The 19,048-nt window shown below is 43.2% G+C and carries 19 protein-coding genes and 1 riboswitch; of the genes, 3 read left to right on the forward strand and 16 right to left on the reverse strand.

Annotation, left to right across the window (positions count from 1 at the left end):
• Positions 1 to 6 precede the first annotated feature (6 nt).
• The 5 genes from HT680_RS07145 to HT680_RS07165 all read right to left on the reverse strand — a co-directional run bounded on the left by HT680_RS07145 (position 7) and on the right by HT680_RS07165 (position 6,128).
• The gene (locus HT680_RS07145; protein WP_025168981.1) at positions 7 to 138 is read right to left on the reverse strand and encodes a teichoic acid D-Ala incorporation-associated protein DltX; all 132 of its coding nucleotides are present in this window, start codon (positions 136 to 138) and stop codon (positions 7 to 9) included.
• Between the two features lie 231 nt (positions 139 to 369).
• Positions 370 to 1,074: an MIP/aquaporin family protein gene (locus HT680_RS07150; protein WP_038804742.1), complete on the reverse strand. Its 705-nt coding sequence runs from the start codon at positions 1,072 to 1,074 to the stop codon at positions 370 to 372.
• Between the two features lie 70 nt (positions 1,075 to 1,144).
• Positions 1,145 to 2,971, reverse strand: a complete 1,827-nt coding sequence (glpO, locus tag HT680_RS07155) for a type 1 glycerol-3-phosphate oxidase (protein ID WP_173259276.1) — start codon at positions 2,969 to 2,971, stop codon at positions 1,145 to 1,147.
• 63 nt (positions 2,972 to 3,034) lie between these two features.
• A complete protein-coding gene (gene glpK / locus HT680_RS07160) occupies positions 3,035 to 4,543 on the reverse strand; it encodes a glycerol kinase GlpK (RefSeq protein ID WP_173259278.1) in 1,509 nt (502 codons plus the stop codon).
• A gap of 157 nt (positions 4,544 to 4,700) precedes the next feature.
• On the reverse strand, positions 4,701 to 6,128 hold the full coding sequence (locus tag HT680_RS07165) for a helix-turn-helix domain-containing protein (protein ID WP_173259281.1): 1,428 nt from the start codon (positions 6,126 to 6,128) through the stop codon (positions 4,701 to 4,703).
• A gap of 164 nt (positions 6,129 to 6,292) precedes the next feature.
• On the opposite strand from HT680_RS07165, the gene hslO reads away from it, so the two are divergent.
• Positions 6,293 to 7,165, forward strand: a complete 873-nt coding sequence (gene hslO / locus HT680_RS07170; RefSeq protein WP_173259283.1) for an Hsp33 family molecular chaperone HslO — start codon at positions 6,293 to 6,295, stop codon at positions 7,163 to 7,165.
• Positions 7,152 to 8,132, forward strand: a complete 981-nt coding sequence (gene dusB, locus HT680_RS07175) for a tRNA dihydrouridine synthase DusB (RefSeq protein WP_038804747.1) — start codon at positions 7,152 to 7,154, stop codon at positions 8,130 to 8,132. Before hslO ends, dusB begins: the two co-directional genes overlap by 14 nt.
• Before the next feature lie 56 nt (positions 8,133 to 8,188).
• Here the strand turns inward: dusB and HT680_RS07180 are convergent, their stop codons facing one another.
• Positions 8,189 to 8,875, reverse strand: coding sequence for a YoaK family protein (locus tag HT680_RS07180; RefSeq protein ID WP_061418666.1), 687 nt, complete (start codon positions 8,873 to 8,875; stop codon positions 8,189 to 8,191).
• Positions 8,876 to 9,001: 126 nt separating this feature from the next.
• Positions 9,002 to 9,685, reverse strand: coding sequence for a hypothetical protein (locus tag HT680_RS07185; RefSeq protein WP_173259285.1), 684 nt, complete (start codon positions 9,683 to 9,685; stop codon positions 9,002 to 9,004).
• 256 nt (positions 9,686 to 9,941) lie between these two features.
• Here HT680_RS07185 and HT680_RS07190 point away from each other — a divergent pair, with 256 nt between their 5' ends.
• Entirely contained in the window at positions 9,942 to 10,172 is a 231-nt protein-coding gene (locus HT680_RS07190; RefSeq protein WP_173259287.1) for a hypothetical protein, read from the forward strand.
• A 70-nt stretch (positions 10,173 to 10,242) separates the two neighbouring features.
• Here the strand turns inward: HT680_RS07190 and HT680_RS07195 are convergent, their stop codons facing one another.
• From HT680_RS07195 to HT680_RS07235, 9 genes are all read right to left on the reverse strand, one after another.
• The gene (locus HT680_RS07195) at positions 10,243 to 11,016 is read right to left on the reverse strand and encodes an NUDIX hydrolase (RefSeq protein WP_173259289.1); all 774 of its coding nucleotides are present in this window, start codon (positions 11,014 to 11,016) and stop codon (positions 10,243 to 10,245) included.
• Position 11,017: 1 nt separating this feature from the next.
• The gene (pnuC, locus tag HT680_RS07200) at positions 11,018 to 11,797 is read right to left on the reverse strand and encodes a nicotinamide riboside transporter PnuC (protein ID WP_173259292.1); all 780 of its coding nucleotides are present in this window, start codon (positions 11,795 to 11,797) and stop codon (positions 11,018 to 11,020) included.
• Positions 11,798 to 11,806: 9 nt separating this feature from the next.
• Positions 11,807 to 12,865 carry an AAA family ATPase gene (locus HT680_RS07205; protein WP_173259294.1) on the reverse strand — a complete coding sequence of 353 codons (1,059 nt, stop codon included), beginning with the start codon at positions 12,863 to 12,865 and terminating at the stop codon, positions 11,807 to 11,809.
• Positions 12,866 to 13,011: 146 nt separating this feature from the next.
• Entirely contained in the window at positions 13,012 to 15,444 is a 2,433-nt protein-coding gene (locus HT680_RS07210) for an ATP-dependent Clp protease ATP-binding subunit (protein ID WP_173259296.1), read from the reverse strand.
• A 1-nt stretch (position 15,445) separates the two neighbouring features.
• Positions 15,446 to 15,904, reverse strand: coding sequence for a CtsR family transcriptional regulator (locus HT680_RS07215; RefSeq protein WP_173259298.1), 459 nt, complete (start codon positions 15,902 to 15,904; stop codon positions 15,446 to 15,448).
• A gap of 118 nt (positions 15,905 to 16,022) precedes the next feature.
• Positions 16,023 to 16,751: an ABC transporter ATP-binding protein gene (locus tag HT680_RS07220; RefSeq protein WP_173259300.1), complete on the reverse strand. Its 729-nt coding sequence runs from the start codon at positions 16,749 to 16,751 to the stop codon at positions 16,023 to 16,025.
• Positions 16,751 to 17,758 (reverse strand): ABC transporter substrate-binding protein, encoded by a 1,008-nt coding sequence (locus tag HT680_RS07225; RefSeq protein WP_173259302.1) that lies wholly within the window; start codon positions 17,756 to 17,758, stop codon positions 16,751 to 16,753. Before HT680_RS07225 ends, HT680_RS07220 begins: the two co-directional genes overlap by 1 nt.
• Positions 17,759 to 17,795: 37 nt before the next feature.
• Positions 17,796 to 18,554, reverse strand: coding sequence for an ABC transporter permease (locus tag HT680_RS07230; RefSeq protein ID WP_173259304.1), 759 nt, complete (start codon positions 18,552 to 18,554; stop codon positions 17,796 to 17,798).
• On the reverse strand, positions 18,517 to 18,807 hold the full coding sequence (locus tag HT680_RS07235; protein ID WP_173259306.1) for a thiamine-binding protein: 291 nt from the start codon (positions 18,805 to 18,807) through the stop codon (positions 18,517 to 18,519). Before HT680_RS07235 ends, HT680_RS07230 begins: the two co-directional genes overlap by 38 nt.
• 73 nt (positions 18,808 to 18,880) lie before the next feature.
• Positions 18,881 to 18,983, reverse strand: a riboswitch (TPP riboswitch).
• Positions 18,984 to 19,048 lie beyond the last annotated feature (65 nt).

The raw sequence follows: 19,048 nt of genomic DNA on the forward strand, positions 1-19,048 counted from the left end.
TTCAAACTAGAACTCATTATAAATAAAGGTTCCTTGACTCTGACCAAGGTAACTAAAAAAATAAAGCAAACCAAGTAAGATTACAAAATATAGGACGGTCTGTCCCAAAAACATATACAATTTTCTGTGTTTTCCCATAGTTAGTGTGTTCAATTTTCTATGATTTTTCAAAAAAGCTATGCAACTATGCATTTACTATCTTATCTTCCTAACATTTTACCATTTTATCAACCTTTTTTTCAACTGTTTACCATAATTCAAAAGTTCGTTTTAGCTTATTTTAAGGCAAGTTAAAATATTAACGTCTTAGCTATCAAAAAAGAGCCTGAGACTTCCATCTCAAACTCTATTGCAAATAGCTCATTTATCTTAGAAAAGTGAAAATACGAGGACTGCTAGGGCCGCACCAATTATAGGTCCTACTACAGGGATCCAAGCATAAGACCAGTCCCCATCTCCCTTGTTTGGAATTGGAAGAAGGCTGTGCATGATGCGAGGACCAAGGTCACGCGCAGGGTTCAAGGCATAACCTGTTGTCCCACCTAGTGAAAGACCGATACCGACAATCAATGTTCCCACTGCAAAGGTCCCCAATCCTGCCTGAAGGTCATAGAGCCCCAAGGCAAAGATTGTCAAGAGCAAAACAAAGGTTCCAAGGATTTCGCTAACCAAGTTGGATACTGTGTTCTTGATTGCTGGTCCAGTACTAAAGGTCGCTAGGATATTCCCTGCATTTTCTTCCGCTTCATAGTGGGGTTTGAATTGCAACCAAACCAAAATTTGAGCCACCATCGCCCCTGCGAACTGGGCTAGGATATAAGGGAAAACAGAACCCCAAGAGAGCGTCCCTTTTAAGGCCATCGCAAACGTCACAGCTGGATTTAGGTGGGCTGGGCTGAGCGTACCAGATACAAAGGCCGCAACGGCTACAGCAATTCCCCATCCCATAGTGATGACAATCCATCCTGAATTGTTACTCTTGGTTTTGGGAAGAACCACACCTGCTACAACACCATTTCCTAGGAGGATAAGGATTAAAGTCCCCAAAAATTCTCCAAATAATTCTTTCATCATATCGTTGTCTCCATTTAAAAGAAGGAGAGAGGAAGCAAGGAATGCTTGCCTCCCTCTTTTCTAGTTTTTCTTAATTTTTCAATGCTGCTAGATCATTTTGAGCAAGAGCTGCTTCGACATCCGCACGGTAAGTTGCTTTTTCTTCATCAGACCAGTCATAGAATCGTCCCATTTCATCCAGAACTGGCTCCACAATGCTATCCAAACTATCACGCATAAAGAGCATGTGGTTGGTACGGCGAAGGAGGAAGTCAACTGGGCTCAGAGCCAACTCATTGCGCATTGCATAGTGAAGGGACAAGGTATCTGCCAAGCTGAGTCCTGGCGCTTGTTCCAAGCTGTGAGCAAGGGCAAAGACCTTCGGTGCATTGGAGCCGTAAAGATTTGCGAGATAGTGGGCTTCCTTGCTATCCAATCCACGTGACACTCCAAGTTGAGCAAAGGCTTCAATTTCAGAGTCCACATTTGCTGGATTCAATTCTCCACCTGAAACAGGGTATGTCTTAGAGTTGATCAGTTTAAAGCTACGGTCAAATTCTGCTTTAAGGATATCAACCACGCGCTCCATAGCTCCTTCAGCCATTTTACGGTAGTCTGTGATTTTACCACCAGCAAGGGTCAAAAGACCATTGTCATCACGATCCAAGCTCGAACCACGAGAAACTGCAGATGGGTCCAAATGTTTCTCAGAGGTGCTGCTTTCAAGCTTGCTGACAGCAGACTCAACATCTTCACGCGATTTTTCTTTAGAGAGATAAGCCTCGACAGTCGCAATCAAACTATTAAAGCTCTCATCGCTAATGGTTCCGTTATTTCCACCATTGTAGTCCGAAGCGCTATTGCCTGCTATCAATGGACGAAGACCTGCCCAGCTGCTTTCGATATCGTCAATCGTGATGTTGGCTTCTGGGAAGCGGTTGTTGACAATGCCAAGTAGATAATCTACATCTTCCTGCGTCACTTTTGGATGTTCCAAATCACCTGTGTAGTCTGTATCGGTTGTACCAAAGTAAGTCTTGTTTTCACGTGGGAGAACAAAGACCATACGGCCATCTCCCAAGCCTGTGTCAAAGTAAACTGGCTGTGAAACCTTGATCTTACTAGAGTCAACCACCAAGTGAACTCCCTTAGTTGGACGCATTTGTGAGAATTGCGTTCCCTTATTAGACAAATTACGTACCTTGTCACTCCAAGGACCTGTCGTGTTGATAACCAAACGAGCCTTGATTTCAAAGACTTGGTCTGTCAACAAATCACGAGCTACAACACCTGTAATCTTGCCACTTTCGTCAAAGAGGAAACCTTCTGCCTTAACGTGGTTGGCAATGAGGGCACCGTCTTGGTTGGCACGTTTGATATTTTCAATCACGAGACGCGCATCGTTATTACGGAAGTCAAGGTAAACTCCACCTCCTACCAAGCCTTCTTTCTTCAAGTTTGGCTGGCGTTCCAAGACTTCTTCTTTGCTCAAGACCTTGTTAGCAGCTGGCGTGTTGCTAACACCTGCCAAAAGGTCGTACAAGTCCATGGCTACTTTGAGACGGAAGAGGCTAAAGGTCGCTCCATCTTCATCGTAAACTGGCAAGAGCATTGGATCTGGTTTTGGAATATGTGGAGCGATTTGTTGAACCACCGCACGTTCAGAAACTGTATCTGATACCACTTCTACGTCGAATTGTTTGAGGTAACGCAGACCTCCGTGAACCAATTTTGTTGAACGGCTGGATGTTCCTTCTGCGAAGTCTTGCATTTCAATCAAACCTGTGTCAAGACCGCTGGCTGCAGCCTGCAAGGCTACACCAGCCCCTGTAATCCCTCCACCAATAATCAAGAGATCCAAGGTGCGTTCCTGCATTTTTTTAATTGACAATTCACGTGTTTTCTTTGAAAATTCCATATTTACACACTTTCTAACTGAGTCGTTTCATTCTTAAACTGATAATTGCATCAAGAAACCGTATTAGTCGTCGATTTCCGCAAAGACTTGCGTTGCTTTCACAGCCTTCTTCCAACCCTTGTAGAGTTGTTCCTTGCGAGATTCGTTCATAGATGGCTCAAAGAGTTCTCCTGTCTCATTCAAGAGTTTCAACTCATCCAAGTCCTTCCAGTAACCCACTGCCAAACCAGCTAGGAAGGCTGCCCCTAGAGCTGTTGTTTCCAAATTTTTGGCGCGTGCGATATCGATTCCCAAGATGTCAGCTTGGAACTGCATGAGGAAGTTGTTCATGGCTGCACCACCATCCACCTTCAAGACTTGGATAGCTGTCTGAGCATCCACTTGCATGGTGTCGATGATGTCACGCACTTGATAAGCGATAGATTGAAGAGTTGCCTTGATAAAGTCTTCTTTAGTTGTTCCACGAGTCAAGCCAAAGACAGAGCCTCGAGCGTTTTGGTTCCAGTAAGGTGCCCCTAGACCTGTAAAGGCTGGTACGACATAGACCTCGTCATTGTTGTGAGAATTGAGAGCATATTTTTCAGACTCTGGTGAGTTTTCTACCATGCGAAGACCATCACGAAGCCATTGAATGGCACTTCCAGCGATGAAGATAGAACCTTCCAAAGCATAGTAAACCTTGCCGTTAATACCATAACCAATCGTTGTCAAAAGGTTGTTTTCAGACAACTGCATCTCTTCACCAGTGTTCATGATGATGAAAGAACCAGTTCCATAGGTATTTTTAACCATACCAGGATCAAAAGCCAACTGACCAAAGAGGGCTGCTTGTTGGTCACCAGCCATACCAGAGATTGGTACTTCTCCACCGTAGAAATGGAATGGAGCAGTCTTGCCATAGATTTCAGAGTTAGAACGGACTTCTGGAAGCATGGCCTTAGGAATATTAAGGATTTCTAAAATCTCATCATCCCATTTAAGATCCTTGATGTTATAGAGCATGGTACGAGCTGCGTTTGAATAGTCGGTCACGTGAGCTGCGCCGTCAGTCAATTTCCAAACCAACCAAGTATCAATGGTACCAAAGAGCAATTCACCCTTTTCAGCTCGCTCTTGAGCGCCTTCTACATGGTCCAAAATCCAACGAACCTTGGTAGCAGAGAAGTAAGCATCGATGATCAAACCAGTCTTTTCATGGAATTTTTCCACATAGCCTTGACTTTTCAGTTGTTCAGCCAGAGGAGCAGTTTGGCGTGATTGCCAAACGATAGCATTATAGATAGGGAGCCCTGTTTTCTTATCCCAGACGACAGTTGTTTCACGTTGGTTGGTAATTCCGATTGCCTCGATTTGACTTGGTTTCACACCACTTTCGATGAAAGCACCCGCAATAACTGACTGAACAGAGTTCCAAATTTCATTTGCATTGTGCTCTACCCAACCTGCTTGAGGGAAAATCTGAGTGAACTCTTTTTGACTAGAGCTGACCTTTTCTCCTTTTTTGTTAAAAATGATGGCACGAGAACTAGTAGTTCCTTGGTCAATAGCCATGATGTATTTTTCTTGTGACATGTGCTGTCCTCCTGATAAAATCTTGAGGGGGGTTCCTCTTTACAGTAACTAGTATACAAAATAAAGCGCTTTCTTGTTTATCAATTTTTTTAAAATTTTAAAAAAAAGTGAGGAGATTGTGCGAATTTCACAAAAAAGACCTGAAAATTCAGGTCTTTTAGGCAAATAGCATCTGACGAATTGCTACCAAATCTTCCATATCCAAATCATTTTTCAAGTAGTAGATAGGTGTTTGTTCTTTCTTGGAAATTGGATTGTTTGTAATCAACAAATCATAATGACTAGAAGAGTCAAATGCTTCAATAGTAATGAAGCGATTGTACTCCAAATATCGTTTTAAAAGGGCCGACATTCTCGAAAAAACAAGGAAGCCTGCTGTTAGATCTAACCCTATTCTCAGATGTTGGCCACCATTTTCTGCCATATACTCGATCAACTGGAGCCATTCCCAGAGGATTTTTTTATCCAAATCGGTCCCCTGCTGAAAGGCTGGCAAGATATAAAAAATTCTCTCTGCAGTCCCTTTAAAATCATGTTCCATCAGCAAATAAGGATGGCGATTCTCTGTCTGGTATCTGTACTGATCTTGTAAAATATAGCCCTTATAGAGATAAACTTGACTACAAAGCTGGCTGAGTTCATAGGTGACATGGTCCTCTGTGTAGTCCCCCAGCAGCTCCTCCTTCTTCATTTCCTGGATCATTTGTGTCAGTAAAGCCACAAGTTCTCCCCCAAATCCAAGAATGTACTCCATGGTATGAAGGGGCAAAATGCGATGAGACAAGAGGAAAGAGAAGAAAATCATCATCTCCCCATCCTCAGTTCCTAGAGGAATGTGCTGCCCACCAAAAAAAGAAGAAGCCTTGCCAAGTAGACGAAGGTAGAAAATATTGTCAAAATAGCCCCGCATTTTTTCTTCTATAACCTGAAATTGACAAGCGTTAGCTCGAAGGCGTTGTTGACTGATGTGAGTCCAGAGAACCAAGTCTAATTTCTGACCCGAAGACAAGCTGGCACCGCAGATTTCTTCTAGGGTAGCAATATCCTGCTTTCTCTCAGCTTTCTGCATATGACTTTCCCACTTCTGACTGGACCAGACCTTGCGGAAAAGGCAGAAATAAAAGTAACGAATCTGATGCTCTGGACCTCGCCAACGACCATTTTGGATGGATAAGTCAAACTCTGACAAAATCTGATTTAGACTAGCTAAGTGACGACCAAGCGTGGCCTCGCTAATCATCAATTCTTGAGCCAACTGATGAGCTAGAAACTGTTGGTGATAAAGAAGGTAAACCAAAATTTGGTACTTAATGGCATTGTCTAGAAACAAGCTCCGAATCTCTCTCCCCTTGGTAGCTGTACCAATCGACAAACGCAGATTTTCATCTTCCAAGTGGATGGTCAGCTCCAACCCTCTTTCCAAGGCATTTTCGTTAATCAGAGAGATGTACTTGATTAGAGTCGCCTTTGAAAAACCTGTTTCTTCCATGGTTTCCTTGACTGTTGTCTGCGAATCTTGTAATAGAAAGGAAAGGACTAAAAATTGACCAGATTCGGCTTTTTCCATCAAATCACCTAAATACATTTGTTACCCCTTTCATTTTCTCCTTCAAGAATAGCATAAATCTTAGAAATGCGGAAATAATCTGTTTCTCATTTTATTTTAAAGCCGATTTCCTCGTCCTTATTCCACAGAAACAGCAAACACACGACTCCCCCTTTGGGCATTTTTATGCTAAAATAGTAGCTATGGATAAAATTATTAAAACAATATCAGAAAGCGGAGCCTTTCGTGCTTTCGTCCTTGATAGCACAGAAACCGTCCGCACTGCTCAGGAAAAACATCAAACTCAAGCCAGTTCAACTGTCGCACTTGGTCGTACCCTTATCGCTAGCCAAATTCTCGCAGCCAATGAAAAAGGAAATACCAAGCTAACGGTTAAAGTTCTTGGAACGAGCTCTTTCGGCGCTATCATCACGGTCGCAGATACCAAGGGCAACGTCAAAGGCTACGTGCAAAATCCAGGTGTTGACATCAGAAAGACTGCAACTGGTGAAGTCCTTGTCGGACCTTTTGTCGGAAATGGTCAATTTCTCGTTATCACTGACTACGGTACTGGAAATCCCTACAACTCCATGACTCCTCTCATCTCTGGGGAGATCGGTGAAGACTTGGCCTATTACCTGACTGAAAGCCAACAAACACCTTCAGCAGTCGGCCTCAATGTCCTTTTGGACGAGGAAGACAAGGTCAAGGTTGCAGGTGGTTTCCTAGTCCAAGTATTGCCAGGAGCCAAGGAAGAAGAGATTGCTCGCTTTGAGAAACGCATCCAAGAAATGCCAGCTATCTCGACACTTCTAGAAAGCGACGACCATATCGAAGCCCTTCTCAAGGCTATCTACGGCGACGAATCCTACAAACGCCTATCTGAAGAAGAAATCCGTTTCCAATGTGACTGCAGCAAAGATCGCTTTTTGAACACTCTTGCTAGCCTTCCAAATTCAGACCTGGAGGAAATGAAAGAGGAAGACCACGGGGCAGAAATCACTTGTCAATTCTGCCAAACAACTTATAACTTTGATGAAAATGACCTGGAGGAACTCATTCGTGACAAATCTTAATACACCTTTTATGATTGGCAATGTTGAGATTCCCAATCGTACTGTTTTAGCACCCATGGCTGGTGTCACCAACTCAGCCTTTCGTACCATCGCAAAAGAGCTCGGAGCTGGACTCGTTGTAATGGAAATGGTCTCTGACAAGGGAATCCAATACAACAACGAAAAAACCCTGCACATGCTTCATATCGATGAAGGCGAAAACCCTGTTTCTATCCAACTTTTTGGTAGCGATGAAGACAGTCTCGCACGCGCAGCAGAATTCATCCAAGAAAACACCAAGACCGATATCGTCGATATCAACATGGGCTGCCCAGTTAACAAAATCGTGAAGAACGAAGCTGGTGCTATGTGGCTCAAGGATCCAGATAAGATCTACTCTATTATCAACAAGGTCCAATCTGTCCTTGATATCCCCCTCACCGTCAAAATGCGCACAGGCTGGTCTGATTCATCCTTAGCCGTGGAGAATGCTCTCGCCGCTGAGGCTGCTGGTGTCTCTGCCCTCGCTATGCATGGACGTACTCGCGAACAAATGTACACTGGCCATGCTGACCTTGAGACCTTGCACGACGTAGCTCAAGCTTTGACCAAGATTCCATTTATCGCCAACGGTGACATCCGTACGGTTCAAGACGCTAAACAACGCATCGAAGAAGTCGGGGCTGATGCCGTTATGATTGGTCGCGCAGCCATGGGAAATCCCTACCTCTTCAACCAGATCAATCACTATTTTGAAACGGGAGAAATCCTTCCTGATTTGACCTTTGAGGATAAGATGAAAATCGCCTACGAACACTTAAAACGCTTGATTAGCCTCAAAGGAGAAAAAATTGCAGTCCGTGAATTCCGTGGCCTCGCTCCTCACTATCTTCGTGGTACATCTGGTGCAGCCAAACTTCGTGGAGCCATCTCCCAAGCTAGCACCCTGGCAGAGATTGAAGCCCTCTTACAACTAGACAAAGCATAGTCTCACATCTACAACTTACAAAAACGGCAAAGCTCAAAAATGAGTCTTGCCGTTTTTTATATGTTTTCATCTTGTAAATCTAATTGCTTCACTCTAGCTATATAGTAGGACATGATCAAAAACAAATTGAGACTGATAATCCAAACAGACCATTCATGAAGAAAATGCATCAATACAGCCAAGCTGATTGCCCCCACTATGAAACTTCCCACAACAATCCCATAATTTAAGGCTTGACGACGGTATTCTTGGATATTTCCTTCTCTTCTAGCAATGCGATACAAAGCGGTCAACATCTTTCGGTAATTTCCAGACGTCATAAAAATGACATAGGGATGATCTTCAATCAAACTACCCGTAAATGTTAGCATCATCATTCCTGTTCCAAAAGCAATGAAAGGGACTTCTAATAGAGGAAATCGTGAAAAGAAAGGCAAAATAAGGGTCCCGATAAATAAGGGGAGCAGCATCTTAACCCGCCAGTAGGCCGTTTTGCGGTATTCTTTCATGTGCAATGCAAACAGAAATCCTAGAGAAAAGAAAATAATTGAGCAGAATCGTAGCATCGTATTGATGACATTTGAGTCGTGCCAATCAGATATAAGTAGGAGAATATTCCCTGTCTGTGTCGCTACCAAACTATGGTATTGAATATGGCAAAACACATCCAAAGAACCACCTACAAACCCAAGAAATACTCCCATCAATCGTGTGTTTTGAGGTAAGATTAATTTATCCGCCATGTACTATCACTCGTTTTCCTTTGGTTTTTTTATTATACCACTTTCTCTTGGAGAAACTAAGTGAAAAACAGTTGGCTCACTCTTTTACAGCACGATTTCTAGTAAAAGTTAAAACACCAAATTTTATTATTGAATCACGGCAACGCTCGAAACTTTACCATCCGCACCTGTTGTAATTTGGATGATTTTTCCCCCACCGATTTTGGCATTATACTTACCATCATCAAGAGTGTAAGAGTAACCTCTGATAGAATAGTTTTCTTTCTTTCCATCTGCAGTTTCTACTGTGAATTGCCCCCCTGATGAAACCGTAATGGCTTCGCCATTCGCTCCCTTCCAGTTGCCCGCTGCAGCTGAGAAGTCACCATCCACCATGGTTAAAACTCCCTTGTAGCGTTTGTTGTGTTCTGCTTGCTTGTCTTGAAGTTTGCGGTCAGTTGTCGGATCATAGCTTGACTGGTTAGACTGGGCTTGAGAACCTTGTTGAGTTGACGGAGCCTGAGAAGGGGCTGGTTGACTAGGAGTTGCTTGTTCTTGTCTTGATTCAGGGGCTGGTTTCGCTTGTGATTGATCTGCTGTTGTAGAAGACTGGTCAGAAGATGCTTGAGCTTTTTCAGATGAAGCTGAGCTTGAAGATTTTTGAGTCTTGCTTTCTTTGCTAGAAGAAGCCGCCTTAGAACTTGATGATTGGCTTGTCTTGGCAGAGCTGCTGGTTTGAGTAGTTTCGTTTTTATTTCCACAAGCTCCCAGTAGCAAGGTAGAAGCCAATACAGTCGCTGCCATCAATTTGATATAGGTTTTCTTTTTCATTCTTCTACTCCTTTGTAACATTTTTGAAATATTAAGAAATCTTTTTGTAACATAATTGTAACATTAGACCTTGAATCTGTCAACTATTTAGAGAAACTATTTTAAAAATTGTTTTCTCTACTATTTCTATTCGTAATCGAAACGAAAAAATAGAAAAATTTCCTAGATTAGAGTCATTTTTTACATCTTACTTTTATAATCGCTTGCATTGTTCTAAAAAGGTCTACAATACTATTGAAATAGGAGGTAGATTCTTGTGACAAACAAGTATTTCAAGTATCTTCCTTGGTTGATTTTGGGAGCTATTGGTTCTTATCAAACAGCCACTTACTATTCGCGAACCGCATTTGATGTGTTTTATCTGACGATGATCTTTATGATTGTCTATATCGCCTTGTTATTTTTTCATGAGAATTATCTCAAGTATCGATACAAAGACTTCTTTACTCACATGTTGAGCAATTCTAAGAAAGATAGCCATTCATAAAAACAGTCGCAACAGAAAAGCAATCTAATTAAGGACAAACAAAGAGGTCGGGATTTTGGTCCCAACCTCTTTATTTCAATCGATAGGTTTTTCTTGGTTTCTTTTTAGGAACTCGTTTGAGTCCGACTTCTTCTACATATTCGCCATATTTTACGAGAAAGTTATTGCTGACGATTGGGCGACCTGGGTTGATGAGATTGACCAGTTCAGTTCCTTCGTAGACAGTGAACTCCTCCTCCAGCAGATAGAGAAAGGTTGGGTTCCAGTCGAGACGGCCTTGGATTCGTTTGATAGACTCTTGGATAATAGCATAATGGTCAAAGGCGAAGGCACTTTCCTCCAACTCTACTCCCTCTAAGAAGCACTTGCCTGTCTGAAAATCGACATCTACAAAAACCACATCCTTGGCATCGTCTCCTGCTTGAACAAGGTCTAATGCGCGACTAGGCAGATAAACCAAGTGGGCAATGGTCACCGTCCAGCCACGTGGATCACGACCGGGAGTCGAAACTGTCATCAATTGCTCGATTTTTTCTAAAGGAAGATCGAGATTGACTTCTTCTCTCACCTCGCGTTGACAGGCATGCGCAGCATCCTCTCCCTTATCCATAAAGCCTCCAACCAGAGCTAAACAGTTTTGATAAGGGTGGGCCTTGCGACGAATCAGCAGGAGCTTGATCTTTCCTTCGACAAAGCAGTAAGCCACCATATCTACTGTCACACTTGGTTTTTCATATTGAGGGAGTTCCTGTTTGTAGTACCAGTCTAAAAACTCCGCCTGACTGGCATGGATTTCATAATATTCTTTTTCCGTCATCTCTGCTGAAATCTTCGTGTCTACCATTTTAAGCCTCCTTTCGAACTGCCTTGGTCCATTGGTACCATCCCACTAGACTATTGAGTGTGTAAACCCAGTACATACCTTGGATGTGAATATTTTCACCCCACCAGAGGTAGATACTAAAGAGATTGGTGGCAATCCAGAAAATCCATTGCTCACGATAGAGACGTGTCATCAAAAGCTGACCAACACCATTGGTCGCATCGGTTACGCTATCACGGAAAGGGCGAGCACTATTGATACTTTGATAAGCCAAGCCCATGCCAATCCAGATAATAGCAGTCAAGACCAAGTACTTGAGCCAGTCAAGAACAGATAATTTCTTAGCTTCAAAGTGGGATTCTTCTGGTTTTCCTTGGTCATTGATACGATTGGACAACCAAGCATAGAGACCAATCGGCTGCATGACAAAGAAATAAACGGTCGTCAAGACTTCGCCATAAAAAGTCGCATTCATGGCCAAAATCAAATAGATAGCAGAGTTAATGGCCCCAAAGAGATAATTGCTTGCACGCCCTTCTGCTACCAAGATAACACAGACAATCCCAGTCCAAGATGCAAACAAGCTCAGCCAGTCATGACTTTCTGTATTTTGCGTGAATTCCAAGATCAGGGGAACACTTGACAAGGCGATAAGATATAACCACTGGAAAAGGCTACGACCGACAAAGAGATCTTTCCAGATCAGGCGCATGATTCCTACAAAACCGATCTTGCGAGCTTCGGCATGGACATTTTCAAAGTTTTCGATAAATTGTGTGATTTTTTCAGTTAGCTTTTTCATAATTTTCTCCTAATCTGCTTGGTAAATGGCATCGATAGCCACTTTTGCTGCTTCATAATTGCCTAGATAATCCTCCGTTAGATAAACTAGTGGAATGGTGGTTAAGTATCGCTCCCTCATCTGGTCCAAATGCTGGGAAAAACTGTAGCGAATGTGGTCTTCTGCCATGGTCATATCTCTAAATCCGTCATTGACATAGGAGCCAACAGGCTGCACAAAGAGAATCAAGTCCCATTTTTCCTTGGCCAAGATAGAGGCAAAGAGATTGTCAAAGGTTTCTCCTGATAAGTCCCCTTGGTCCTCTGTCTCCATGTAATAGTCATAGTAACCCTTGGTTACTAATGAATTGGTATCGGCTATCACTAGACCTCGATTGGCATTGCTGTCGATTAACTTTGAGGTCTGGTCATACTGCCCTAAAAGGAGATAGTAGTAATCCTTTGGAGTCAATTCATCGTCGCGGACATTGTTTTTGATCTGGTACTCACGCGCGTATTCCAGACTAACAGGCGCATCGTAATACCTTGCCAAATCCTTTGCTAGAGTGGTCTTCCCATTACTAGCACTTCCCATAATCAAGACTTTCTTTGTAAACTGACGTCGGAAGGGTTGAGCGATGTATTTCCAATATTTGCTTGGATTTTCTCGAATCATAGTCGCTGAGATACCAAACTTTCTTTCTTGCAAGACAGTGCCAAATCCACGTTTAGCTAGTTCTTGCTGGTATTCTTCTTCTCCCACAAAGAAAGTCAGTTCTTGCTGGGTTTCATCATAGGAAATCTCCGCTAACATCTGGTCCAACCACTCCTGCCAGCCCATAGGGTAACGGGGAAGATTGGTCTCATCCAGCTTGCAGACAGAGGTCAACTCGTCATCACGAAAAGCCTCTCGGATATAGCGAAATCGTTTTTGAAGACTTAAGCCTACCTGCTCCCCTCGGTCTCCCTCGTAGCCTGAAACGACTACCCAGACCTGGTCACACTGACGCTTCGCTCGCTGAATCAGATCGATATGCCCTTGATGGAGAGGGGCAAAGGTTCCAAATACCACTGCTGTTTTCTTTTTCATAAACGTTTTACCTTTTTATAGTTTTTAATATTTTTATTTTCTATGTTTTTATTATATACTATATTTTTGTTTTGTCAATAGTTTTTTATCATTTTTTATAAAAAGGCATCAAAAAAAGAATCAGGACTTCTCCTGATTCTCCATTTTTAAGCAATATCAAATTTTAACTGGCCTGCTTTGACACCAATCTTAAGTGTCTTGCCTGCTACTAGTTCTCCCTTGAGAAGGAGTTCTGCTAGCTTGTCTTCCACCTCTGTTTGCAGGGTTCTGCGAAGTGGGCGAGCTCCCATTTCTGGATTGTAACCGTGACTAGCTAGCAACTTCAGTGCCGAAGCTTGCAGTTTCAAGTCGATACCCTTCTCTGCTAGGCTAGCAATCAATGGTTTGACCATGATCTTGACAATTTCCTGCATGTGTTCGCTATCCAAGCTATGGAAGACCACCTTTTCATCAATACGGTTGATAAACTCTGGTCGATAAGTTTTTTTCAACTCTTCAAAGATGCGTTTTTCCATATTTTCCTGGTCAAAACGAATATCTTTGGCTCCAAAGCCGACCGTCTTGTCATCACGAAGGGCTGTCGCACCAAGGTTTGACGTCATGATGATAATGGTATTTGAAAAGTCAACCTTGCGTCCCTTACTATCTGTCAAGACACCGTCGTCCAGAACCTGCAAGAGGACATTAAAGATATCTGGGTGAGCTTTCTCTACCTCATCAAAGAGGAGAACGGAGTATGGTTTGTTGCGAACCTTCTCCGTCAACTCCCCACCTTCTTCGTAGCCCACATAGCCTGGAGGAGCTCCATTGAGACGACTAGCTGCGAATTTCTCCATATACTCACTCATATCAAAGCGGATAAGGGCTGATTCGTCGTCAAAGAGGACTTCTGCCAGAGCCTTTGCCAATTCGGTCTTACCAACTCCCGTCGGTCCTAGGAACATAAAGGAACCAATCGGACGCTTGTGACTGCGAATTCCTGACTGATTGCGGCGAATCGCACGGCTAATGCTTGAAACAGCTTGATCTTGGCCGATGACACGTTTGTGCAATTCAGCTTCCAAGTTCAGATATTTCTTGGCATCAGTCTGAGTCAGTTTTTGGACTGGAATCCCTGACAAGCGACTCAAGGTAGTCAAAATTTCAGATTCTGTTACCAAGTCTTTATAGACAGGGACTTCCTCTTCTTTTGCGATTAGCTGGGCAGCTTGTTTCCACTTGCCATCCATCAAAGCCTTGTCAGCTGGACTCAAACCGGATTCGTCTGTTTTCACATGCTTGGATTTGTTTTGCACTGTTGCTGCCGCTTCATCCAAAAGGTCGATAGCAGAGTCTGGTAAGTGACGACTAGTCAAGTAACGATGCGCCATCTTGACAGCTGTTTCAACGGCTTCATCTGTGATTTGCACACGGTGATGTTTCTCATAGGTCGCCTTCAAACCTTGCAAAATGGTCATGCTGTCAGCTAGACTTGGCTCTTCAATCGTCACTTTGGCAAAACGACGAGAAAGGGCAGCATCTTTTTCGATGTGTTTTTGATATTCTTCCTGAGTGGTGGCCCCAACTGTTCTCAAAGTTCCGCGAGCCAAGGCTGGTTTCAAGATATTAGCCGCATCTAGAGTCGAATCAATACCGCTACCAGAACCCATGATGGTGTGAAGTTCATCAATAAAGAGGATTACTTTGCCATCTTCCTCGATATCCTTGATGATATTGTTCATGCGCTCTTCAAAATCACCACGAAAACGTGTCCCTGCAACGACATTCATCAAATCAAGCTCTAACACGCGCATCTTGGCCATTTCCGCAGGTACATCCCCACTAGCAATACGCTGGGCAAGTCCAAGTGCCAAAGCTGTTTTTCCGACACCAGCATCTCCAACCAAGACCGGATTGTTCTTGGTCTTCCGACTCAAAATCTGAATCATACGTGAAATTTCCTTGTCTCGACCGATAACTGGCTCTAACTTGCCAGAGCGCGCTTGCTCCGTCAGGTCATGCGTGTAGTCCTCTAGGCCTCCACTTTGAGCTTGAGGCATACCCATCATATTGGCCATGGAATTTTGCTTGTCAGTTACTGTGCGATGGCGTTGACGTAAAGCCTTGAGGTCTTCTCTTGTCCATCCTGCACGTTCCTCTAAATTGCGACGAAGAGCAGCAATTCTGACCTGATCTTTCTGGTCTTCATAAGAAAAGCCTGCTCTCTCCAAGATGCGAGTCGCCAAGGCATTGCCATCATGCAAGATTGCATATAATACATGCTCTGTCCCTAGCACCTTTGCATGGACCACTGAGGCCACATACTCTGCTTCTGCAAAAAGAACCTCCAAACGATGGGAAAAGGGCAATTCCGTAAAGGTTTCATCTTGGCTATAGTCCGTTTCAGTCAGTTCCAAAGCGACCTCTTCTAAACGGTCCATTTCATAAGGATAATCATTTAGAGTGGCACCTGCTACACTGTAACTGTGATTGGACATGGCAATCAATAAATGCCAAGACTCTAGATATCGAGCTCCAAAATGGCCCGCAACCATGTAGGCACTTTCGATACATTCATTCAATGCTTTTGAATAGTTCATCTTACTTCTCTTTTCTATCTACCTCTTGTAATAGTTGTCGGAGCATATTGGCACGGACAACTGAGGATTCTTCCCCTAGGACACGATCTGTTGCTACTGAAGTCAGCAAGGTCATCTCCTGCTTGGTCAGCAAGTCCTGCTCCACCAAAAGCTGGAGAATATCCTCATAGATCTCCTGACTAACTCGCTCACCAATCGAGTAAAGCAAATCGCGGAGCATCTCATGATGATTTGAAAACTCAATCCGCCCGATGCGAATGTAGCCTCCACCACCACGCTTGCTCTCAACCAAGTAACCTCTGCTTTCAGTAAAACGTGTCTTGATGACATAGTTGATCTGACTAGGCACAACCTGAAAGGTATCCGCCAGCTGACTCCGCTGCAATTCCACGATACCAGACTGGTCTAAAATTGCCTTGATATAGGCTTCGATATGATCTGATGTATTTTTAAATCTCATAGTAAATCAAACTCCTTCTTTGAACCTTGACTATCTTTGACTATTATACCGAAATTTTTGATTTTTTTAAAGGAAAAGGGAGCAAGTAAAGAATAATCTTCACCGACTCCCTATTTTTCTACTTATCTAATCCTAATTCTGCTAATATTTTTCGTTTGTAGGCAATCTTTTGAACTTCCTTGTCCTCAGTCTGAGACCAATCTAGTTTGACTTCAGAGACGATCTGTCCAGGCCGATTTTTTAGGATATAGATGCGATCACTGAGATTGAGGGCCTCCTCGATACTGTGGGTAATAATCAATGTCGTCAGCTGCAACTGTTTGTGAATCTCCAGATACCAAGCGTGAAGTTCCATCTTGGTCATCTCATCCAAGGCACTAAAGGCCTCGTCCAAGAGAAAGAGCTTGTGCCCGAAGAGGTAGGTGCGGAGCAAGGCCACACGCTGACGCATCCCTCCGCTGAGTTCATGAGGATACTTATCCCGTACAGCTGTCAGCTGGAAGGTCGCAAGGATTTCATCCGCTCGAGCAATAGCTTCTGCCTTATCGACCTTTTGGATCAAGAGGGGCAGGATGATATTGCCAAGCACCGTCTTGTGCTCCAAGAGCAGATCCTTTTGCAACATATAACTCACGCGCCCCTTGGGATTTTCCTCGCCATCAAGGACAATTCTTCCCGACTGGACCTCTAAAATTCCAGCGATTAGATTAAAGAGGGTAGTCTTTCCAACACCACTGGGACCTAGGATAGAGACCACTTCACCTGAAGTCACCTGCAGGTTGATATCCTCTAAAATCTTTTCATCATCGTAGGCATAGCTTACATGTTCTAGTCTAATTTCTGTCATTATTTTACAAATTCGTTAGTGAAGCCTTTGTCAGTCAAGTCTTCTTTTAGGATGCCATTTTCTTTATCCCATTTGTAGAAAGCATTCCAGCGTTCTGCATCAAATTGTCCCCATTTTCCCTTATCACTTGCGTATTCTTTTGACAAGTATTTTTGCGATTCGATGACAAAGTCACGTTTTTCCTTGAGTTCAGGGGCATTTTTGATGAGGATATCTGCAGCTTCTTCTGGGTGTTCCATAGCGTATTGGTAGCCTTTTTTGATAGCTTGGATGACTTTACGAGCTTCTTCTTTGTTGTTTTTGAGGTAGTCGTTGTTAGCGATGATGACTGGTGAGTAGTAGTCAAACTCTTTTACGTAGTTTTTCAAGTACATGAAGTTAGCATCTACGCCTTGAGATTTAGCAAGGATACCGTCCCAACCGTAGTAGATCCAAGCAGTGTCAAAGACACCATTGGCAATCGGTGTAATCGAGTTTGAGTCGTTGTTTGGTACTTTTTCGACCTTCTCAAAGTCCCCACCTTGTGATTCTACCAAGGTTTTCAACATAGCAAGTTCCGTTGGGTCATTCCAAGTTCCGTATTTCTTCCCGACCAAGTCTTTTGGACTGGTGACATTGTCAGATTTACGTGAGATGATTCCTGATGTATTGTGTTCAACGATAGCGGCAACGGCAGTAATTCCTGCTCCTTTTTCCAACTTCTTAGCCATGTAGTCTTGGAAATAGATAGCAAATGGTGCCTTACCATTGATCACCAAATCAGAAGAACTTTCTTCTGGTGGCAATTTCAAATCAACATCCACTCCAGCTTCTTTGAAATAACCTTTTTCCTTTGCTACATAAAGCCCTGTGTGGTTGGTATTTGGCGTCCAGTCTAGGATAAAGTCAATTTTCTTGAGTTCTGCTTCTTTGTTGTTCTTAGAAGCAGTTCCTTGACCACAAGCTACAAGCACAACAGCTACAAGAGCTGTTACAATCGTTAAAAACACTTTCCATGTTTTCTTCATTTTCATTTCCTCTTTTCTTTTTCAAAAACGCTCTATTTTAAGTACGTTTCCATTTAATCACATATTTTTCACTAATATCGACCAGCTTCATACCCAGAAGACTGATAAGCGACACCAGAATAATAATGGCAAACATGGTATCATACTGAAACAGTTTTTTAGACTGAATCATGTAGACACCAAGACCTTCAAAACCTCCCAACCACTCAGATACCACAGTTGTGATAAAGGCGTAGGAGACACTGACCCTCAGACCTGCATAAAAGTAGGGCAGGCTGACCGGGATTTTAAAATGCCATAGGATTTGCCAAGGCTTGGCCCGCATCAGACTAAACAAGGTCAGCATATCCTTGTCACAATGTCTAAAACCGTCCAAAATACTGACAATGATCGGGAAGGTTGTCGTCAGGATAATCAAGACAATCTTGGGCAAAATCCCATAGCCCAGCCACAAGACCAAGATAGGGGCTATCGCAATGGTCGGAATGGTCTGGACGACCACCATCATAGGATAGATGAGGTCATTGAGCCAAGCTAGACTATCCATGAGCACAGCCATGAGACAGGCAATCAGGACACCCAGAACTAGACCTAGTAAAGCCACTCTCAAGGTCGCCCAGCTATGGTGCCAGAGAAACTCTCTGTCACGAACAAAGGACTGGAGAATCTCAAGAGGAGTTGGCAGGATAAACTTGGGTAAAAGTTTGAATATTCCCGCTAACTGCCAGACCGACAAGACTCCGAGAAATCCCAAAAGACTAATCTGTCGTCTCATCATACTTTTCAAGTTTCTCATCAATACTTAAAATCTCTCCTACATTTATTTTGACATTGGCAAAGACATTATCTGCCTCCTGCCCGGCCACTTCAAGCGCTTCTTTGAGAATGCGCATGAGCTCATCAAACTCTCCTTCCAAAACCGTTTCAAAGGGTGTCACCACCATGGTCACGGACTTAGCTTGCAGATAAGCAATCACTTGATCGATAATAGCGATTCGATCAATCCCCTGTGATAGGGGCAAGACTTGCAAGGCAATGCTTGCTTTCATAAAAACCTCCTCTTCTCAGGTTTCCTTTTGACAAAAAGAAAAACCTTTACCATATATACGGAAAAGGTGCAGAATTCGACTAAGTATCCTTCCCTACGCTGGCATTACCCAGATCAGGTGCGGTCGAAGTTTAACACTTCCTCTCAGACTGTACACAGACTCCCGTATCTTATATGGAGATATAGTAACGCAAATACAAGGAAAAGTCAAGGAAACTGTTTACAGAAAACCATGAAAAAGA

Source organism: Streptococcus sp. 5905 (assembly GCF_013276505.1).
Lineage (GTDB): Bacteria > Bacillota > Bacilli > Lactobacillales > Streptococcaceae > Streptococcus.